This is a genomic window from Arthrobacter sp. (genome assembly GCF_030540645.1).
In the GTDB taxonomy this organism is placed as follows: domain Bacteria; phylum Actinomycetota; class Actinomycetes; order Actinomycetales; family Micrococcaceae; genus Specibacter.
In genome coordinates this window covers 1-14,769 of record NZ_JAUNVV010000034.1, presented here as the reverse complement: position 1 = coordinate 14,769, position 14,769 = coordinate 1, and the positions used below count along the sequence as shown (strand labels likewise).

The following is a 14,769-nucleotide window of genomic DNA, read 5'->3' as shown; positions in this document are numbered from 1 at the left end:
ACGATCTACAGAAAGCGGCTGCGCCGTTAGGGCTGTTCGCGGCCCCGGCGGCGCAGGTACCGCTCAAATTCCTGGGCGATGGACTCCCCGGTGGCTTCGGGTAGCTCCGTTGTGTCCTTGGCCTCTTCCAACTGCTGGACGTAGGCGGAGATTTCAGGGTCCCCGGCAGCCAGGTCGTTGACCCCACGCTCCCAAGCCTGAGCATCGTCTGCCAATTCAGGGGCGGACAACGGAACATGCAGGAAATCCTCTATGCGGTTCAGCAGTGCCAGCTGGGCCTTGGGGGAGGGCGCCTGCGCCACATAGTGGGGCACCGCCGCCCACAATGAAATGGTGGGCAGGCCCGCCAATAGGGCCACCTCGTTCAACACGCCAACAATGCCGATGGGACCTTCGTACTGGGACGGCTGCAGCTTCATGCGCTCGGCAAGCTCGTCGTCGTCGCATGTTGCCGTGACGGGAATGGGTCGTGAATGCGGCACATCAGCCAGCAACGCGCCTACCAGTACAACGTAATTCACATGTAGTTCGGCGGCCTTGGCTAAAAGCTCGGCTGTGTAGGCGCGCCACCGGTAGGACGGCTCCACCCCGTGCACCAAGACGACGTCGATGTCGGTGCCGGGAATACTGGCCTTGGCAATCTTCGTTACGGGCCACTTGACTTTGCGCCCGCCGTTGGAGGTCAGCCTGACTTCGGGGCGGGTGAATTGGAAATCGTAGTAGTCATCGGGTTCAATGACGCCCACCCTCTTGGCGCCCCACAGTTTATGCAGGTATTTCAACGCGTCGCTGGCCGCCTCCCCGGCGTCGTTCCAGCCTTCGAAAGCGGCAAGCAGTACGGTCACCCGGTCTTCGCCGGGTGCCTTTTGCAGCCACCGTCCGGTCTCGCCGGAGAGTCCCTCGTCAAATCTGCTCACACGCTCAGCCTACGGCGCACCGGTGCGGGTTGCACCATGCACCACGCGCATCCGGAGCCGAAATCCTTTCCACCGTCCATGACCCGTAGACTGGAGGCATGCTTTTACCCTCTCCAGCCGCTGTGCCCGATGCGACTACGACGCCACCACCGCTCAAAGCCGTGTTGTGGGACATGGACGGGACCCTTGTTGACACCGAGCCTTACTGGATCGCGGCCGAAATCGGGCTCGTGACCGAACACGGCGGACACTGGGACGTGGAAAAGGCCATGGGTCTTGTGGGCAACGCACTGGAATCCACTGCAGCCGTCCTCCAGGACGCCGGTGTGCAACTGTCCGTGCGTGAGATCGTGGACCACCTGTCCCATTCCGTGATTGCCGGCGTCCGCAGGGAACTGCCCTGGCGCCCGGGTGCGCGCGAACTCCTGGCCGAACTGCATGGTCGGGGCGTGCGCTGCGCGCTGGTCACCATGAGCGAGCGCAACTTGGCCAGTGAAGTGGTCAACGCCCTTGACGGCGACTATTTCGAATTCCTCATCACTGGAGACGAGGTGGAGAACGGCAAACCCCACCCCGAACCGTACTTGATGGCCGTTGAGCGCCTGCGTGAAACCGATCCGGAACTGACCGGCAACCATTGTGTCGCCATTGAAGATTCAGTGCCCGGGGTGGCCTCAGCGGTGGCCTCCGGAGTTGCCACCATTGCGGTTCCGAACGCCGTCCCACTGCCTGCGGACCCCAGTCGCACCCTGTGGACCACGTTGGCCGGCCGGACGTACGACGACGTTGCAACAGTTTTGGCTGCCCACGCAGCTTCCGCCGGGGCTGCTCTGTGAGCGATCCCGCACACGGCGCTCCGAAGCGTCGCGAGGGGCTGGTCCTTGGCTCGGTCAAGGGCACGCCCATTATTTTGGCCAACTCCTGGTTCTTGATAGCCGCCGTGACGGTGCTGATCTTCGGCCCGCAGTTGCAGGGAAGCTTCCAGAACTGGGCGTATCCGGTGGCTTTTGCCTATGCGCTCTTGTTGCTGTTCTCCGTGTTCATCCATGAGCTGGCCCATGCTGTGACAGCAAAAATGTTCGGGTGGACCACCCACAAGATCGTGCTGAATCTGTGGGGCGGGCATACCGAGTTCGATTTCAGCAAGGCCACCCCCGGCAAGGCACTCATGGTTGCCTTTGCCGGACCCGTCGCCAACTTTGTGCTGGCTGGACTGGGCTGGCTCGTCAAGACGGCAATTCCTTCCCCCACAACCGCGGACCAAATCACCATGGGCGGCTCCATTGCCCTGCTGCTGGTGAACATCTTCATCTGGGCCAACCTGCTGATTGGTTTGTTCAACGTGCTGCCCGGCTCTCCCTTGGACGGTGGGCGTCTGGTGGAGTCCATCGTTTGGAAGGCCACCGGTGTCCAGGAGAAAGGCACCATCGCAGCCGGTTGGGCTGGCCGGATCATCGTGGTGGTCCTTGTGGTTGCCGTACTGGCGGTGCCTTATATGATGGGCGGCCAGCCTGACCTGACCACGTCCTTCATCGTCATTTTGTTAGCCGGCTTCCTGTGGCTGGGGGCGTCTTCCTCCATCAAGGCCGCCAGCATCAGGCTGCGGCTGCCAGCCATCAGCGCCTCGGCGCTGGCCGTTCCGGCAGTGAGCGCCTCGAACCAATGCACGGTGGCGCAGTTGTGGACGCTTCGGGCCGAACACCGTGCTGAACCCATAGTGCTCTACGGCGCGGACGGCCGCCCAGCCGCCGTCGTTGACGAAAACGCACTGGCCAACGTCCCTCCGCAGGCTGCCCAATCCACCCCCTCAAGTGCCGTAGCGCGCGCACTTTCGACGGGCGCCTACGTTCCTGAAGCGGCTGCGGGCGAGGAACTGGTGGCCTACCTTGCCAAACTCCCCGACACCGAATACGCCGTCATCAACCTCGAGGGCAGAGTCACCGGGTTGCTCAGCCAGGCCAAAGTGGTTGCGGCCATCACCGGCAAGCCGGTCCATTGACTTCAGGCTTCATGACCGGTTGCCCCCGGCACCCGGCCGCCACAGCCCCGGCCGCAACAGCACGTCCCCACAACTTTTCTGCGAGTAACAAACACGATTGGATTTAGTCATGAATCACCCCGGTTCCACCACAGAACCCGCCCAGGCACCGCACGGTGCCGCACAGCGCCGCGGACCGTTCCGCGCCGGCGAACGCGTACAGCTGACAGACGAGCGGGGTCGCATGAACACCATCACGCTGACACCAGGCACGGCGTATCACACTCATAAGGGATTCCTGAACCACGATCTGCTGATCGGCTCACCTGAGGGTTCCATGGTGGAAAGCAACGTGGGCCAGCAGTACCAGGCATTGCGCCCGCTGCTCTCGGACTTCGTACTCTCCATGCCGCGCGGGGCCGCAGTGGTCTACCCCAAGGATGCTGGGCAGATCATCACGATGGGTGATATCTTCCCCGGAGCCCGAGTGGTTGAGGCCGGTGTGGGTTCAGGAGCACTGTCCATCTCCTTGCTGCGTTCGGTGGGCGACGCAGGCTACCTGCATTCCTTTGAACGCCGTGAAGAGTTCGCTGACATTGCCCGCGGCAATGTGGAAACCATCTTCGGCGGCCCGCACCCTGCATGGAAGATCTCCCTGGGCGACTTCCAGGACGAAGTGGTGGCGCAGGAAGCCCCCGGCAGCATTGACCGTGTGGTCCTTGACATGCTGGCTCCCTGGGAATGCCTCGACGCCGTGGCCACCGTGCTGGCTCCCGGCGGCGTGTGGATCAACTACGTCGCCACGGTAACCCAGCTCTCCCGCACAGCCGAGGCCATCCGCGCCGACGGGCGCTTCACCGAACCCGATGCCTGGGAATCCATGGTGCGCGGGTGGCACCTTGAAGGTCTGGCAGTGCGCCCGGACCACCGCATGGTGGCCCACACGGGCTTCCTCATGGTGACCCGGCGTCTGGCGGACGGCGTGACGGGCATGTCGCCAAAGCGCCGCGCGTCCAAGACGGACTTCGCCCAGGAAGACCTTGATGCGTGGACTCCGGCAGCCGTGGGGGAGAGGGCCGTGTCGGACCGGAAGCTTCGCCGCGCGGCCCGGGATGCCTCCTCCACCGTGCAAACGAAACGCACGAAGAGCAAGGACAAGGACCCAGACGCCGCCCTCGGCACAGTCACCGACAAGGCAACGGAGAATACAGCCGGCAACGGAAACGGCTGGGCGGAAACGGCTGGGAGGTCAGGGAACTGGCCCCCAGCGCATAGGCACTAAAATTGGCAGTAGCGGCCCTTCACGGCCGCGGAAGGATTGATGGTCATGAGCAACGACGCAATGCACACGTCCCCAGGCACCCCCACTTCAGACAACCCTGCCCCGGGTTCGCATGGGGACAGTTATGTAACCGGCCCCGGGCAGCAGGCCGTCATTGAACGGCAGCTCAATGTGCTCCGTGACAAGGCCCGCAACTTGGACAGGCAGCTGGCGTCGGCCACGCAAAACAATGCCAAGCTCGTAGCCATGCTGGAGACCACCAAGAGTGAAATCCTCAAGCTGCGCTCCGCACTGGAAAATGACGGTGAACCGCCGTATGGCTTTGGCACGATCATCGCCATCAACAAGCCGCTGGCACTTTCCGGCAAGGCCACAGCGATCACGCATGAAAGTCTTGACATTTACGCTTCGGGGCGCAAAATGCGGGTGAGTCTGAGTCCATTGCTGCGCTTGAATGAGCTCAACGTTGGCCAGGAAGTCCTGCTCAATGAGGCCTTCGTCGTCATTGCCGCCCTTGGTTACGAGCGCGTGGGAGAACTTGCCACGGTGAAGGAACTGCTGGGAAACTCCCGCGCATTGGTCATTGGGCGCGCGGACGAGGAACGCGTTGTCCGTTTGGCAGGAGTTCTGCAAGGCGGCGCCGTTAAAGTAGGTGACGGTCTGACCATCGACGGGCGCACCGGCTATGCGCTGGAGAAGATCCCGCGCTCCGAAGTGGAAAACCTGATCCTCGAAGAGGTTCCGGACATCTCCTACTCCGACATCGGCGGCTTGAGTTCACAGATTGAGCAGATCCGTGATGCGGTGGAACTCCCATTCCTGCATCCAGACCTGTACCTGGAGCACGGGCTCAAGGCACCCAAGGGGATCCTGCTCTACGGCCCTCCCGGCTGTGGCAAGACGCTCATTGCCAAAGCAGTCGCGAACTCGCTCGCCAAACGGGCCCGTGAACGCTCCGGCGTCAAGGACCAGAAGAGCTACTTCTTGAACATTAAGGGTCCTGAACTCCTCGATAAGTACGTGGGGGAAACTGAACGCCAGATCAGGCTGATCTTTAGCCGGGCACGTGAGAAGGCCTCCGACGGCAGCGCCGTCGTGGTGTTCTTTGACGAGATGGACTCCTTGTTCCGCACCCGCGGAACCGGGGTCTCCTCAGATGTGGAAACCACCATCGTGCCGCAGCTGCTTAGCGAGATTGACGGCGTGGAACGGTTGGACAATGTAATCGTCATTGGTGCCTCCAACCGTGAAGACATGATTGACCCGGCCATTTTGCGCCCCGGCCGGCTGGATGTGAAGGTGAAGATCCAGCGCCCTGACGCGGAGGCAGCGGCCGACATTTTCGCCAAGTACGTCACCACCACGTTGCCTTTCCATAGTGACGACCTCGCCGCCAACCACGGAAGTCTGCAGGAGACGGTGGACGCCATGATCCAGCGCACGGTCGAGGCAATGTACGCCACGGACAAGTCCAATGAGTATCTGGAAGTCACGTACGCCAACGGCGACACTGAAATGCTGTACTTCAAGGACTTCAACTCCGGTGCCGTCATCCAAAACGTGGTAGACAGGGCCAAGAAGTACGCCATCAAGGACTTGTTGACCAGTGGTGAAAAGGGCATCCGGATTGAGCACATGCTCCGGGCCGTGGTGGACGAATTCCGCGAGCACGAGGACATGCCCAACACCACGAACCCCGATGACTGGGCGCGCATTTCCGGAAAGAAGGGTGAACGGATCACCTACATCCGCACCATTGTGCAAAGCAAGGAAGGCCAGGTTCCCGGCAAGACGCTGGAAACCCTTCCCAACACCGGGCAGTACTTGTGAGTGTTGTGCGGGTGATGGGTGCCGAAACGGAGTACGGCATCCACTCTCCGGGCACGTTGCAGTACAACGCCACGTGGCTCTCCACCCAGGTGGTGCACGCCTATTCGCGAGAAACAAACCACCGTGCGGCTGCAGGTGGGGAGACCCGCTGGGACTACACCGACGAGGATCCGCTGGCAGATGCCCGCGGCTGGTCCCTGCCACGCGAAGCGGCACACCCCAGCCAGCTCACCGACGTCGAACCGAACCTCACCGCGGCCCAGATTGCTTTGGAAGGCGGGGAAACCGGCGACACGACCATGCCGTTGATGATGAACATGGTGCTGGGCAACGGTGCCCGGCTGTACGTGGATCATGCGCACCCGGAATACTCCTCACCTGAGGTGACGAATCCGCTGGATGCAGTGCGGTGGGATGCGGCAGGGGACCTTGTGGCGCTGGCGGCCGTGCGCAGGATAGCTGCCACCGCCGGCGTTCCCGAGATCAACCTGTATAAAAACAACACCGACAACAAAGCGGTGTCATACGGCAGCCACGAAAACTACCTCATGCCGCGCAGCGTGCCTTTTGCCAATATCGTGTCCGGGTTGACGCCGTTCTTCGTTACGCGCCAGATCATGTGCGGGGCCGGGCGCGTGGGCATTGGCCAGGACGGCTCCGGAGTGGGCTTTCAGATCAGCCAACGGGCGGACTTCTTTGAAGCTGAAGTGGGCTTGGAAACCACCATTCGCCGCCCCATTATCAACACCCGTGATGAGCCGCACGCGGTGGCCGAGAAGTACCGCCGCCTCCATGTCATCATTGGGGATGCCAATCTGAGCCAGGTGTCCAACTACCTGAAGTTCGGCACCACGGCGCTGGTACTGGACATGATTGAACACGGCACGGCACCGGTGCTTCAGTTCGCAGACCCCGTGGCTTCGTTGCGCGCGATCAGCCACGACTGGGAACAGCAGCAGACACACCTGCTGAAAGATGGTAGCCGTGTCACGGCCCTGGATGTTCAGTGGCGCTACCTGAAAGCGGCGCAGGCCCACTCCGAAGCCAACGGTTCAGCCGACCCTGAAACGGGTGACGGCTACACGGCGGCGGTGCTGGCAAAGTGGGAGGAAGTGCTCACTGCGCTGGGCACTGACCCCATGAGCCTTGCCGACCAGCTGGAATGGGTGGCAAAGCTGAGTCTGCTCCAGCAGTACAGGAAACGCGACGGTCTGGAATGGGATGATCCCCGCATGGGGCTTATCGATCTGCAATGGTCTGACATCCGCCCCGAAAAGGGCCTGTACTACAAACTTCTGGAACGTGGACGCATGCAGCGGGTGGTCAGTGCGGGGTCCATTGCTGCAGCCGTGCTGCAACCGCCGGCGGACACGCGGGCATACTTTCGTGGCCGGTGCATCCAGGACTTTGGGGCCCATGTGGTGGGGGCCAGTTGGGATTCCGTCATCTTTGAGGTTCCGCAGTTGCGCCGACTGCAAAGGGTTTCCACGAAGGAACCACTGCGCGGGACGCAGGAACTCACAGCCGAACTTTTCGATAGAAATTCCGGCTTGGAGGATTTCCTGACCCAGTTGCTGGCCGACACACACTAGAACGTACTTTTTTACTTCAACCGATCGTAGGGGACACGATGGCAATCTCACGTTTCTCAACCGTTTTTTCGCTCGCAACTGCGGCCATTCTGGCACTGGCTTCCTGTGCAGGGCCGGCACCGGCACCAGCAGAGGGTAGTCCAAGTCCGGGGCAGGAGGGCCCAAGCCAGCAAAGCGTTGCGACGCCGAACAGCCCGGAACCGGCAGTAGCCGAATCCACCCACGCACCGGCACGGCAGCTGGACCAGGGGGCTCTTGAGGCGATCCTTGCCTCGTTAAAGAACGACTCCGGAGAGCCGTTGTCCATGATTTCCGCTACTGACATGGCAGAAGGGCAGCGCATGCAAAAGCTGGCTTTGGATGGGGCCGGGATCACTCCCGAGTCCTGCCGTGTTTTTGCCGCCAGCAACGCCGAGCTTCCAGCGGGCAGTGTCTACGCCGCAGGCAGTTGGCAGGACGAGGCAACAGCAACCGCCACGATCGTCACCTTGATGAGCGCCGATCCGTCCGTGCTGGCCGCCAAATTGGCTGAAAGCACCAAGAACCGTCCCGACTGTGCAAGCTTCTCGTTGACCGTTGCCGGGCAAACGGTGCAGACCACACTGGCGCAACTGCCCGTGGAGACCAACGCAGACACGGAAACGGCAATGCTGATCAGCCAAGACCTGCCCAACAACACGTCCCTGCACACAGCCATGGTGGAGGCACTGCAGGGCGGGCTGGTGGTGACTGTGGCCAAACTGGGCCCAGCTGTGGATGAAGGTGCGGCGCCGGAACTTGGCACGCTGGTAAACAAAGTGCTCGCAGCGTCCTAAACTCCGCGCACCGGTTATTACGTTCAGGCGTTGATGTGATCTTCGCAAACGCGTCTGGGCGGCACATTCTTGGCACGTCCGTGACAGGATGGGATCAGGTGCCGAACCCGGCACTGGGAAATACGTTAGAAGGACGCATCATGGCTTCACAGGAACAGAAGAACGTCTCCTCCCGGCCCCAAGAGGAACACATCGAAGACCTGCCGGTGCCCGCCCCCAGCGCCGATTCGGCTGCCGCGCAGGCCGCTACCATGGGCGTTGACGACCTCCTTGATGAAATTGATGGCGTGTTGGAGTCAAACGCCGAAGAGTTCGTGCGCGGGTTCGTACAAAAGGGCGGACAGTAGGCTTCCATGGACGCCCACAGCAGGAGTGAATTTCCGGCGCTGGAAGGCGCAGGCTCCTCGTCGTCGTTCCTTGACCACGTGAGCCGCAACAACCCGGGGCTGCTGCCTTTTGGCCGCGCACTGCCTGCAGGCACCATGCCTGCAACCCCGCACGGGACCACCATTGTTGCGCTGTCCTTCGAAGGCGGCGTGCTCATGGCGGGGGACAGGCGCGCCACCATGGGCTCCATGATCGCCAACCGGCACATCGAAAAAGTGTTCCCCGCAGACAAATACTCGGTACTGGGCATTGCCGGCACGGCGGGCATCGCCATCGACATGGTGCGCCTGTTCCAGGTGGAACTTGAACACTACGAGAAAATCGAAGGCACGCTGCTCAGCCTTGAAGGCAAGGCGAACCGGCTCGGCGCCATGGTCCGCGCGAACCTGCCCATGGCCTTGCAGGGGTTATCGGTTGTGCCGCTGTTCGCCGGCATTGAAACGGGCGGTGCTGAAACCGACCAGGCTGTCGGGCGGCTGTTCTCCTACGACGTCACCGGCGGCCGGTATGAAGAGCTTGAGCATCACAGCGTCGGCTCCGGTTCGGTGTTTGCCCGCGGCGCCTTGAAAAAGCTGTGGCACCCGGGGCTCACTGCACAGCAGGCAGTGGAGGTGGCCATCGAGGCGCTTTTCGACGCCTCGGACGATGATTCCGCCACGGGCGGGCCGGACCTTGTGCGGCGCCTGTGGCCAGTGGTTTACGTGGTGACGCACGACGGCGCCACGAGGGTTGGCGATGACGCGTTGGCCATGGTGGTCCAAACCATGGTGACGCGGCGCAGCTTGGAACGCAGGGAGTCATAATGGCGCAGCAATTCTATGTTTCCCCCGAACAGGTCATGAAGGACAGGGCGGACTTTGCCCGCAAGGGAATTGCCCGGGGCAAGTCCGTAGTGGTTGCCTCGTTCTTGGATGGGATAGCCCTCGTGGCTGAAAATCCGTCACCGACACTGCACAAGATCGGCGAGATTTACGATCGCATCGCGTTTGCCGCCGTCGGTAAATACAACGAGTTTGAAAGCTTGCGCCAAGCCGGTGTGCGGTACGCCGATGTGCGCGGCTACTCCTACGACAGGGTGGATGTAACGGCTCGCGGGCTGGCCAGCGTGTACGCCCAAAGTCTCGGCACGGTGTTCACGGCGGAGCAAAAGCCTTTCGAAGTTGAACTGGCCGTCGCAGAGGTGGGCGTGCGCCAAAGCGAAGACCACCTGTTCCGGCTGAACTTTGATGGCTCCATTGCCGACGAATCAGGCTTTTTGGCCATGGGTGGCAAGGCCGATGTTGTGCAGGCTGACCTGGGGAAGCACTGGGAAACAGGGGCGAGCCTGCGCCAAGTGTTGCGTTGGGCAGTTTCCGCGCTGGAAGCTCCCCGCGTTGATGCGGCTCGCACGGATGTGGCAGCGACGGGCAGTGGAGGCAGCGTTGCGCCTACAACAGTCCTGCATCTGGGCGCCGGGTCGTTGGAAGTGGCGCTGCTTGACCGTAACTCATCCCGGGTGCGTGGTGCGCACAGGGCGTTTAGACGCCTCGATGCCGCTGCGGTAGCCACTGAGCTCGCTGAGGATTAACGCAGCTGGCAACAAGCCAAGCAACAACTGAGCAATGAACACGCAGTAATAGACACTGAACGACTGAACAACCTAAGGAGACGTGCCTGGTGGACCGGCGGATATTTGGTATTGAAACGGAGTTTGGCGTGGCGTATTCGGCACCCGGCTCGCGGCCGCTGTCCCCTGAGGAAGTGGCGCGGTACCTTTTTCGCAAGGTCGTAAGTTGGGGCCGTTCCTCGAACGTCTTCTTGCCCAATGGTTCAAGGCTGTACTTGGATGTGGGCTCCCACCCGGAATATGCCACCGCCGAATGTGACGGCGTCGCACAGCTGATCGCCCACGACAGGGCGGGGGAGACAATCCTGAATGACCTTGTCCAGGAGGCCCAGAGCAGGCTTGAACTGGAGGGCTACGATGGCAAAATCTTCCTGTTCAAAAACAATGTTGATTCCGCAGGGAACTCCTATGGCAGCCACGAAAACTACCTGATCACCCGCAAGGGCGAGTTTGGGCGGTTGGCGGACATCCTCATCCCCTTCCTGGTGACCCGGCAGCTGATCGCAGGTGCCGGACGAGTGCTCCCCGCCCAACAAGGTGGAAAGTACGCGTTCTCCCAGCGTGCAGACCATATTTGGGAAGGTGTGTCCTCAGCGACGACGCGTTCGCGGCCCATCATCAATACCCGCGACGAACCTCACGCCGACGCAGAGCTGTACCGCCGGCTGCATGTCATTGTGGGCGACTCCAACATGTCCGAAACCACCACCATGCTCAAGGTCGGCACCATCGACTTGATTTTGCGCATGATCGAAGCAGGAACCATCATGAGTGACATGCGGTTGGAAAACCCCATCCGCAGCATTCGCGAAATTTCCCACGACATCACCGGCAAGCATCCCGTGAAGATGGCGAATGGCCGCACCATGACGGCGATTGAGATCCAGCGCCACTACCTTGAAAAAGTGTCAGCCTTTATCAGCTCGCACGGGGCACATCATGATCTTGTCCCGCAGATTATGGAACTTTGGGAACGCACGCTTAACGCCGTCGAATCCGGGGACCATTCAAGCATTGACACTGAGATTGACTGGGCCATCAAGGGCAGGCTCTTGCACTCCTACGCCACGCGACACAACGTGGAACTGACTTCCGCCGAAGTTGCCCAGCTGGACCTGCGCTACCATGACATCTCTGCCGAGCGCGGACTATTCAACATTTTGGAACGGCGCGGATCGGCACGCAAGGTGGTCTCCGCAGCAGATATCGCCGCAGCCGTTGACGAAGCACCAGCCACAACCCGGGCCCACCTGCGCGGACGATTCGTCACCGCAGCCCGTGACTCCGGGCGCGACTACACGGTCGATTGGGTACACCTGAAACTCAACGACCGCTCCCACCAGACCATCTTGTGCAAGGACCCCTTCAAGCACGAGGACGAGCGCGTTGATGCGCTGATCGCTTCATTACAGGGCGGTTACTAAGCTGTAAAGGTTCGGCTCCGAGGGTGGCCGGGATCCGGGGTCCGTGCAAGGCTGAAGGGATTCATTGTCTTAGAATCAGCCAAGCCACAGGAAGTGTTTCCCATGCGCCGCCTTCTAGCTCTGTTTGTTTCCCTGTTGTTCCTCGTGAGTGCCTGTTCGCAAGGGTCCCCGGAGCCTCCGGGTGACGCGGGACCCACACCGCTCGAGCCATCCTCTGAAGCCCCGCCCAGCGCCTCGCCCACTGCATCCCCCACCACGCCCCAGAGCGCCCTGCCGGTGGACTTGGGCGTGCTCGCGTCAGTGCAGGTTGTCGACCAAGGTGACGGGAATGTCCCCAAGATCATCTTCGAGAAGCCGCTGACCGTTGACAAGCTGACGGCCGGCGTGCTGTCTGACGGCGACGGTGCACAGATTGCACTGGGCCAGAAGATCTTCCACCGCTCAATCGTCATTGATGGCGACACGGGGGAAGTAGTCCAGGAGAACTTCACCCAGCCGGCGGGCTATGAAAGCATGCTCAGCCCCAGCTACCACGTAAATTCCCCGACGTTGGTGAACGCATTCATCAGTGCCAAGGTCGGCGCCTACGTGGCTGAAGCAGTCCCCAAACCTGACGTCGGCGAGAACCCGCCAGCATGGGCCCAGCATGCCACCTTGATGATCTACAAGGTGGAAAGTGCCGAAGATGCACCGAACATGCCCCTGGTCCTCAGCGCGGGTGAGGTTGCTTCACTTGCAGCTGAAGGCAAGCTGCCCGTGGCAACATTTGACGCCAACGGCGTTCCCAGCATCACCATCCCGGACACCGACGCTCCGACCGACCTTGCCGTGCAGGTGCTGACCGAGGGAACCGGGGAAACCATCCGACCCAATGATAAATTCACTGCCCTGTATACGGGCTGGACGTGGGCTGATAGCAACAAGTACGATTCCGCCTACGACCGTGGTGTTGCCGACACGTTCGATTTCCGCACGGTCATTGAGGGCTGGTTGGTTGGGCTGACAGGCCAGAAGGTGGGATCCACCATACAGCTGACCGTCCCAGCCAACATGTTGTTCGACTATCAGGCGGGAAGTTTGAGCAGGCCAGCCGGACCACTGGTGTTTGTGGTCAAGATTGTTTCCAAAGCCTAGCAACGCCTGGAGTTCAATCTCCACACTGGATCGGCACGCGTGGACTGCCAACAGCTTTTCTTCAGCTTCAGCGGATAAGCTGTTGGCGGCCCAATGCTTGTAGTGCCCACCGTGGCCGGATGCATTGCCGCAAATCGTTAGTACCACCGTTGCAAGGCCCGCACTGTGCGGGCTGAGTGGCATTGCCCATGATCCAGCCATCGAAAGTGTTTCTGTGCGCCGACTTCTTGCACTGCTTCTTCCCTTACTGCTCCTTGTGAGTGCTTGTTCCCAAGGCTCGTCCGACACCTCCGGGCCAGATGCGTCAGCCAGCGCCTCGGTGAGCATTCCGCCGTCGAACGCGGAAGCCCTTGCTTCCGTGAAGGTCGAGGACCAAGGCAAGGGAAAGGCCCCTAAAGTAACTTTTGACCATCCACTTGAGGTCAAGGCCGAATCGATCAAAGTTGTGACGCAGGGCAAGGGTGAGCCCGTCAAGGCCGGCCAGGCAGTCATTCTGCAGGCCATTGGCTTCAATACGGCAGATGGAGTCAGCAACGGGAACAGCTTCTCGGACCCTGCTGGACAAAGCCTGGTCTTTGACGACGCGTTCAAAAACACCAACCCGCTTGTCTACTCGACGTTCGTCGGGGCAAAAGTCGGTTCCTTCGTCGCCTATGCATTCCCCGGAACGCCCGCAGTGGAAGGCAGCACCGCAGCACCCGCACAGCCTGCTCAGCCCGCCACGTTGACCGTTTTTCAAATCGAGTCCGCCACCGATGTGGCCAAGCCGCTCACCAAGCCTGAAGGCAAAACGGTGACACCGCCAGCGGGCCTGCCCACCGTGAAGGACAACGACAAGGGCATCCCGCAGATCACCATCGGCGATGCCAAGGCTCCCACGGAACTTGTGGCCCAGAACCTGATCACCGGCACTGGCCCAGCACTGAAGGCCACGGACACCATTGTTGCCAACTACGTGGGCGTGAACTTTGTTGGCGGGGAAGTCTTTGACTCCAGCTTTGACCGCGGTACCCCTGCCACATTCCCGCTCAGCAACGTCATCAAGGGCTGGACACAGGGCCTGACCGGCAAAACGGTGGGCTCCCGGGTGCTGCTCGTCATCCCCAAGGCTCTCGCCTACGGTGACGGGGGACAGGGCAAGGCGAAGGGCGACCTCGTGTTCGTCGTTGATATTCTTGGCATTCAGTAAACATCAGCAATTCCAACTCTAGTTCCACCCTAAGGAGCACCATGTCTTTCGGAAACAGCAACTTTGACCGCACCAAGCCCGAGATCGATTTCCCGGACCACGCCGTCCCCACGGAACTCATTATTGAGGACCTGATTGAGGGCACCGGAACCGAAGTGGTCGCCGGTAACACCGTCTCCACCCACTATGTGGGCGTTGCCTTCTCCACCGGCGAAGAGTTCGACTCCTCCTGGGGCCGCGGCACGCCGCTGGAGTTCAGGGCCGGCGTCGGGCAGGTCATCCAGGGCTGGGACCAGGGCCTGCTGGGCATGAAGGTCGGTGGCCGCCGTCGCCTGGAGATCCCCTCTGAACTGGCGTACGGATCACGTGGCGCCGCAGGTGCCATCGCCCCCAACGAAGCACTGATCTTTGTTGTGGACCTGGTGGGTGTGCGCTAGGCACGCCAAGGATTTCTACAAGTTGCTGCGGCCCCGATCATGGAATCGGGGCCGCAGTGCTTTAAGCTGTGCTTTAAGTGCGGGGCCCCGGGCCTAGTACTGTGGGCACTGTGTCCACAAAAATTGATGCCACTGAACGCCTGCTGAACCTGGTGATCGCGCTGCTGGGAACCCGCCG

At 61.2% G+C, this 14,769-nt stretch carries 13 protein-coding genes and 1 pseudogene; 13 read left to right on the top strand and 1 reads right to left on the bottom strand.

Annotated features, from left to right (window positions below; genetic code table 11):
• Positions 1-26 precede the first annotated feature (26 nt).
• Complete coding sequence (locus Q4P21_RS08295) at positions 27-872, bottom strand: PAC2 family protein (RefSeq protein WP_303388331.1); 846 nt, start codon at positions 870-872, stop codon at positions 27-29.
• A 143-nt stretch (positions 873-1,015) separates the two neighbouring features.
• Between Q4P21_RS08295 and Q4P21_RS08290 the strand changes: the two genes are divergently transcribed.
• The 13 genes and pseudogenes from Q4P21_RS08290 to Q4P21_RS08230 all read left to right on the top strand — a co-directional run bounded on the left by Q4P21_RS08290 (position 1,016) and on the right by Q4P21_RS08230 (position 14,591).
• Positions 1,016-1,753 carry an HAD family phosphatase gene (locus Q4P21_RS08290; protein WP_303388313.1) on the top strand — a complete coding sequence of 246 codons (738 nt, stop codon included), beginning with the start codon at positions 1,016-1,018 and terminating at the stop codon, positions 1,751-1,753.
• Complete coding sequence (locus Q4P21_RS08285; RefSeq protein ID WP_303388312.1) at positions 1,750-2,916, top strand: site-2 protease family protein; 1,167 nt, start codon at positions 1,750-1,752, stop codon at positions 2,914-2,916. Before Q4P21_RS08290 ends, Q4P21_RS08285 begins: the two co-directional genes overlap by 4 nt.
• 109 nt (positions 2,917-3,025) lie before the next feature.
• Complete coding sequence (locus Q4P21_RS08280; protein ID WP_303388311.1) at positions 3,026-4,177, top strand: tRNA (adenine-N1)-methyltransferase; 1,152 nt, start codon at positions 3,026-3,028, stop codon at positions 4,175-4,177.
• A gap of 156 nt (positions 4,178-4,333) precedes the next feature.
• Positions 4,334-6,007: pseudogene (gene arc, locus Q4P21_RS08275) on the top strand (proteasome ATPase); the annotation flags it as partial.
• A gap of 14 nt (positions 6,008-6,021) precedes the next feature.
• Complete coding sequence (dop, locus tag Q4P21_RS08270; RefSeq protein ID WP_303388330.1) at positions 6,022-7,599, top strand: depupylase/deamidase Dop; 1,578 nt, start codon at positions 6,022-6,024, stop codon at positions 7,597-7,599.
• A gap of 38 nt (positions 7,600-7,637) precedes the next feature.
• Positions 7,638-8,414: a hypothetical protein gene (locus Q4P21_RS08265; RefSeq protein ID WP_303388309.1), complete on the top strand. Its 777-nt coding sequence runs from the start codon at positions 7,638-7,640 to the stop codon at positions 8,412-8,414.
• 140 nt (positions 8,415-8,554) lie between these two features.
• The gene (locus Q4P21_RS08260; RefSeq protein WP_207345393.1) at positions 8,555-8,761 is read left to right on the top strand and encodes a ubiquitin-like protein Pup; all 207 of its coding nucleotides are present in this window, start codon (positions 8,555-8,557) and stop codon (positions 8,759-8,761) included.
• A gap of 6 nt (positions 8,762-8,767) precedes the next feature.
• Positions 8,768-9,604, top strand: coding sequence for a proteasome subunit beta (prcB, locus tag Q4P21_RS08255; protein WP_303388308.1), 837 nt, complete (start codon positions 8,768-8,770; stop codon positions 9,602-9,604).
• Entirely contained in the window at positions 9,604-10,368 is a 765-nt protein-coding gene (gene prcA, locus Q4P21_RS08250; protein WP_303388307.1) for a proteasome subunit alpha, read from the top strand. Before prcB ends, prcA begins: the two co-directional genes overlap by 1 nt.
• Before the next feature lie 89 nt (positions 10,369-10,457).
• Positions 10,458-11,831: a Pup--protein ligase gene (gene pafA, locus Q4P21_RS08245; RefSeq protein ID WP_303388306.1), complete on the top strand. Its 1,374-nt coding sequence runs from the start codon at positions 10,458-10,460 to the stop codon at positions 11,829-11,831.
• Positions 11,832-11,933: 102 nt separating this feature from the next.
• A complete protein-coding gene (locus Q4P21_RS08240; RefSeq protein WP_303388305.1) occupies positions 11,934-12,965 on the top strand; it encodes an FKBP-type peptidyl-prolyl cis-trans isomerase in 1,032 nt (343 codons plus the stop codon).
• A gap of 256 nt (positions 12,966-13,221) precedes the next feature.
• Positions 13,222-14,154, top strand: a complete 933-nt coding sequence (locus tag Q4P21_RS08235; protein WP_369598878.1) for an FKBP-type peptidyl-prolyl cis-trans isomerase — start codon at positions 13,222-13,224, stop codon at positions 14,152-14,154.
• A gap of 41 nt (positions 14,155-14,195) precedes the next feature.
• Complete coding sequence (locus Q4P21_RS08230; protein ID WP_303388303.1) at positions 14,196-14,591, top strand: FKBP-type peptidyl-prolyl cis-trans isomerase; 396 nt, start codon at positions 14,196-14,198, stop codon at positions 14,589-14,591.
• The last annotated feature ends 178 nt before the right edge of the window (positions 14,592-14,769 follow it).

What these genes read in the sequence shown, in the direction of transcription:
- Q4P21_RS08290 (WP_303388313.1), top strand. Translation starts at nt 1,016, where the DNA reads ATGCTTTTACCCTCTCCAGCCGCTGTGCCCGATGCGACTACGACGCCA.
- Q4P21_RS08280 (WP_303388311.1), top strand. Translation starts at nt 3,026, where the DNA reads ATGAATCACCCCGGTTCCACCACAGAACCCGCCCAGGCACCGCACGGT.
- dop (WP_303388330.1), top strand. Translation starts at nt 6,022, where the DNA reads ATGGGTGCCGAAACGGAGTACGGCATCCACTCTCCGGGCACGTTGCAG.
- Q4P21_RS08265 (WP_303388309.1), top strand. Translation starts at nt 7,638, where the DNA reads ATGGCAATCTCACGTTTCTCAACCGTTTTTTCGCTCGCAACTGCGGCC.
- Q4P21_RS08260 (WP_207345393.1), top strand. Translation starts at nt 8,555, where the DNA reads ATGGCTTCACAGGAACAGAAGAACGTCTCCTCCCGGCCCCAAGAGGAA.
- prcB (WP_303388308.1), top strand. Translation starts at nt 8,768, where the DNA reads ATGGACGCCCACAGCAGGAGTGAATTTCCGGCGCTGGAAGGCGCAGGC.
- prcA (WP_303388307.1), top strand. Translation starts at nt 9,604, where the DNA reads ATGGCGCAGCAATTCTATGTTTCCCCCGAACAGGTCATGAAGGACAGG.
- Q4P21_RS08240 (WP_303388305.1), top strand. Translation starts at nt 11,934, where the DNA reads ATGCGCCGCCTTCTAGCTCTGTTTGTTTCCCTGTTGTTCCTCGTGAGT.
- Q4P21_RS08230 (WP_303388303.1), top strand. Translation starts at nt 14,196, where the DNA reads ATGTCTTTCGGAAACAGCAACTTTGACCGCACCAAGCCCGAGATCGAT.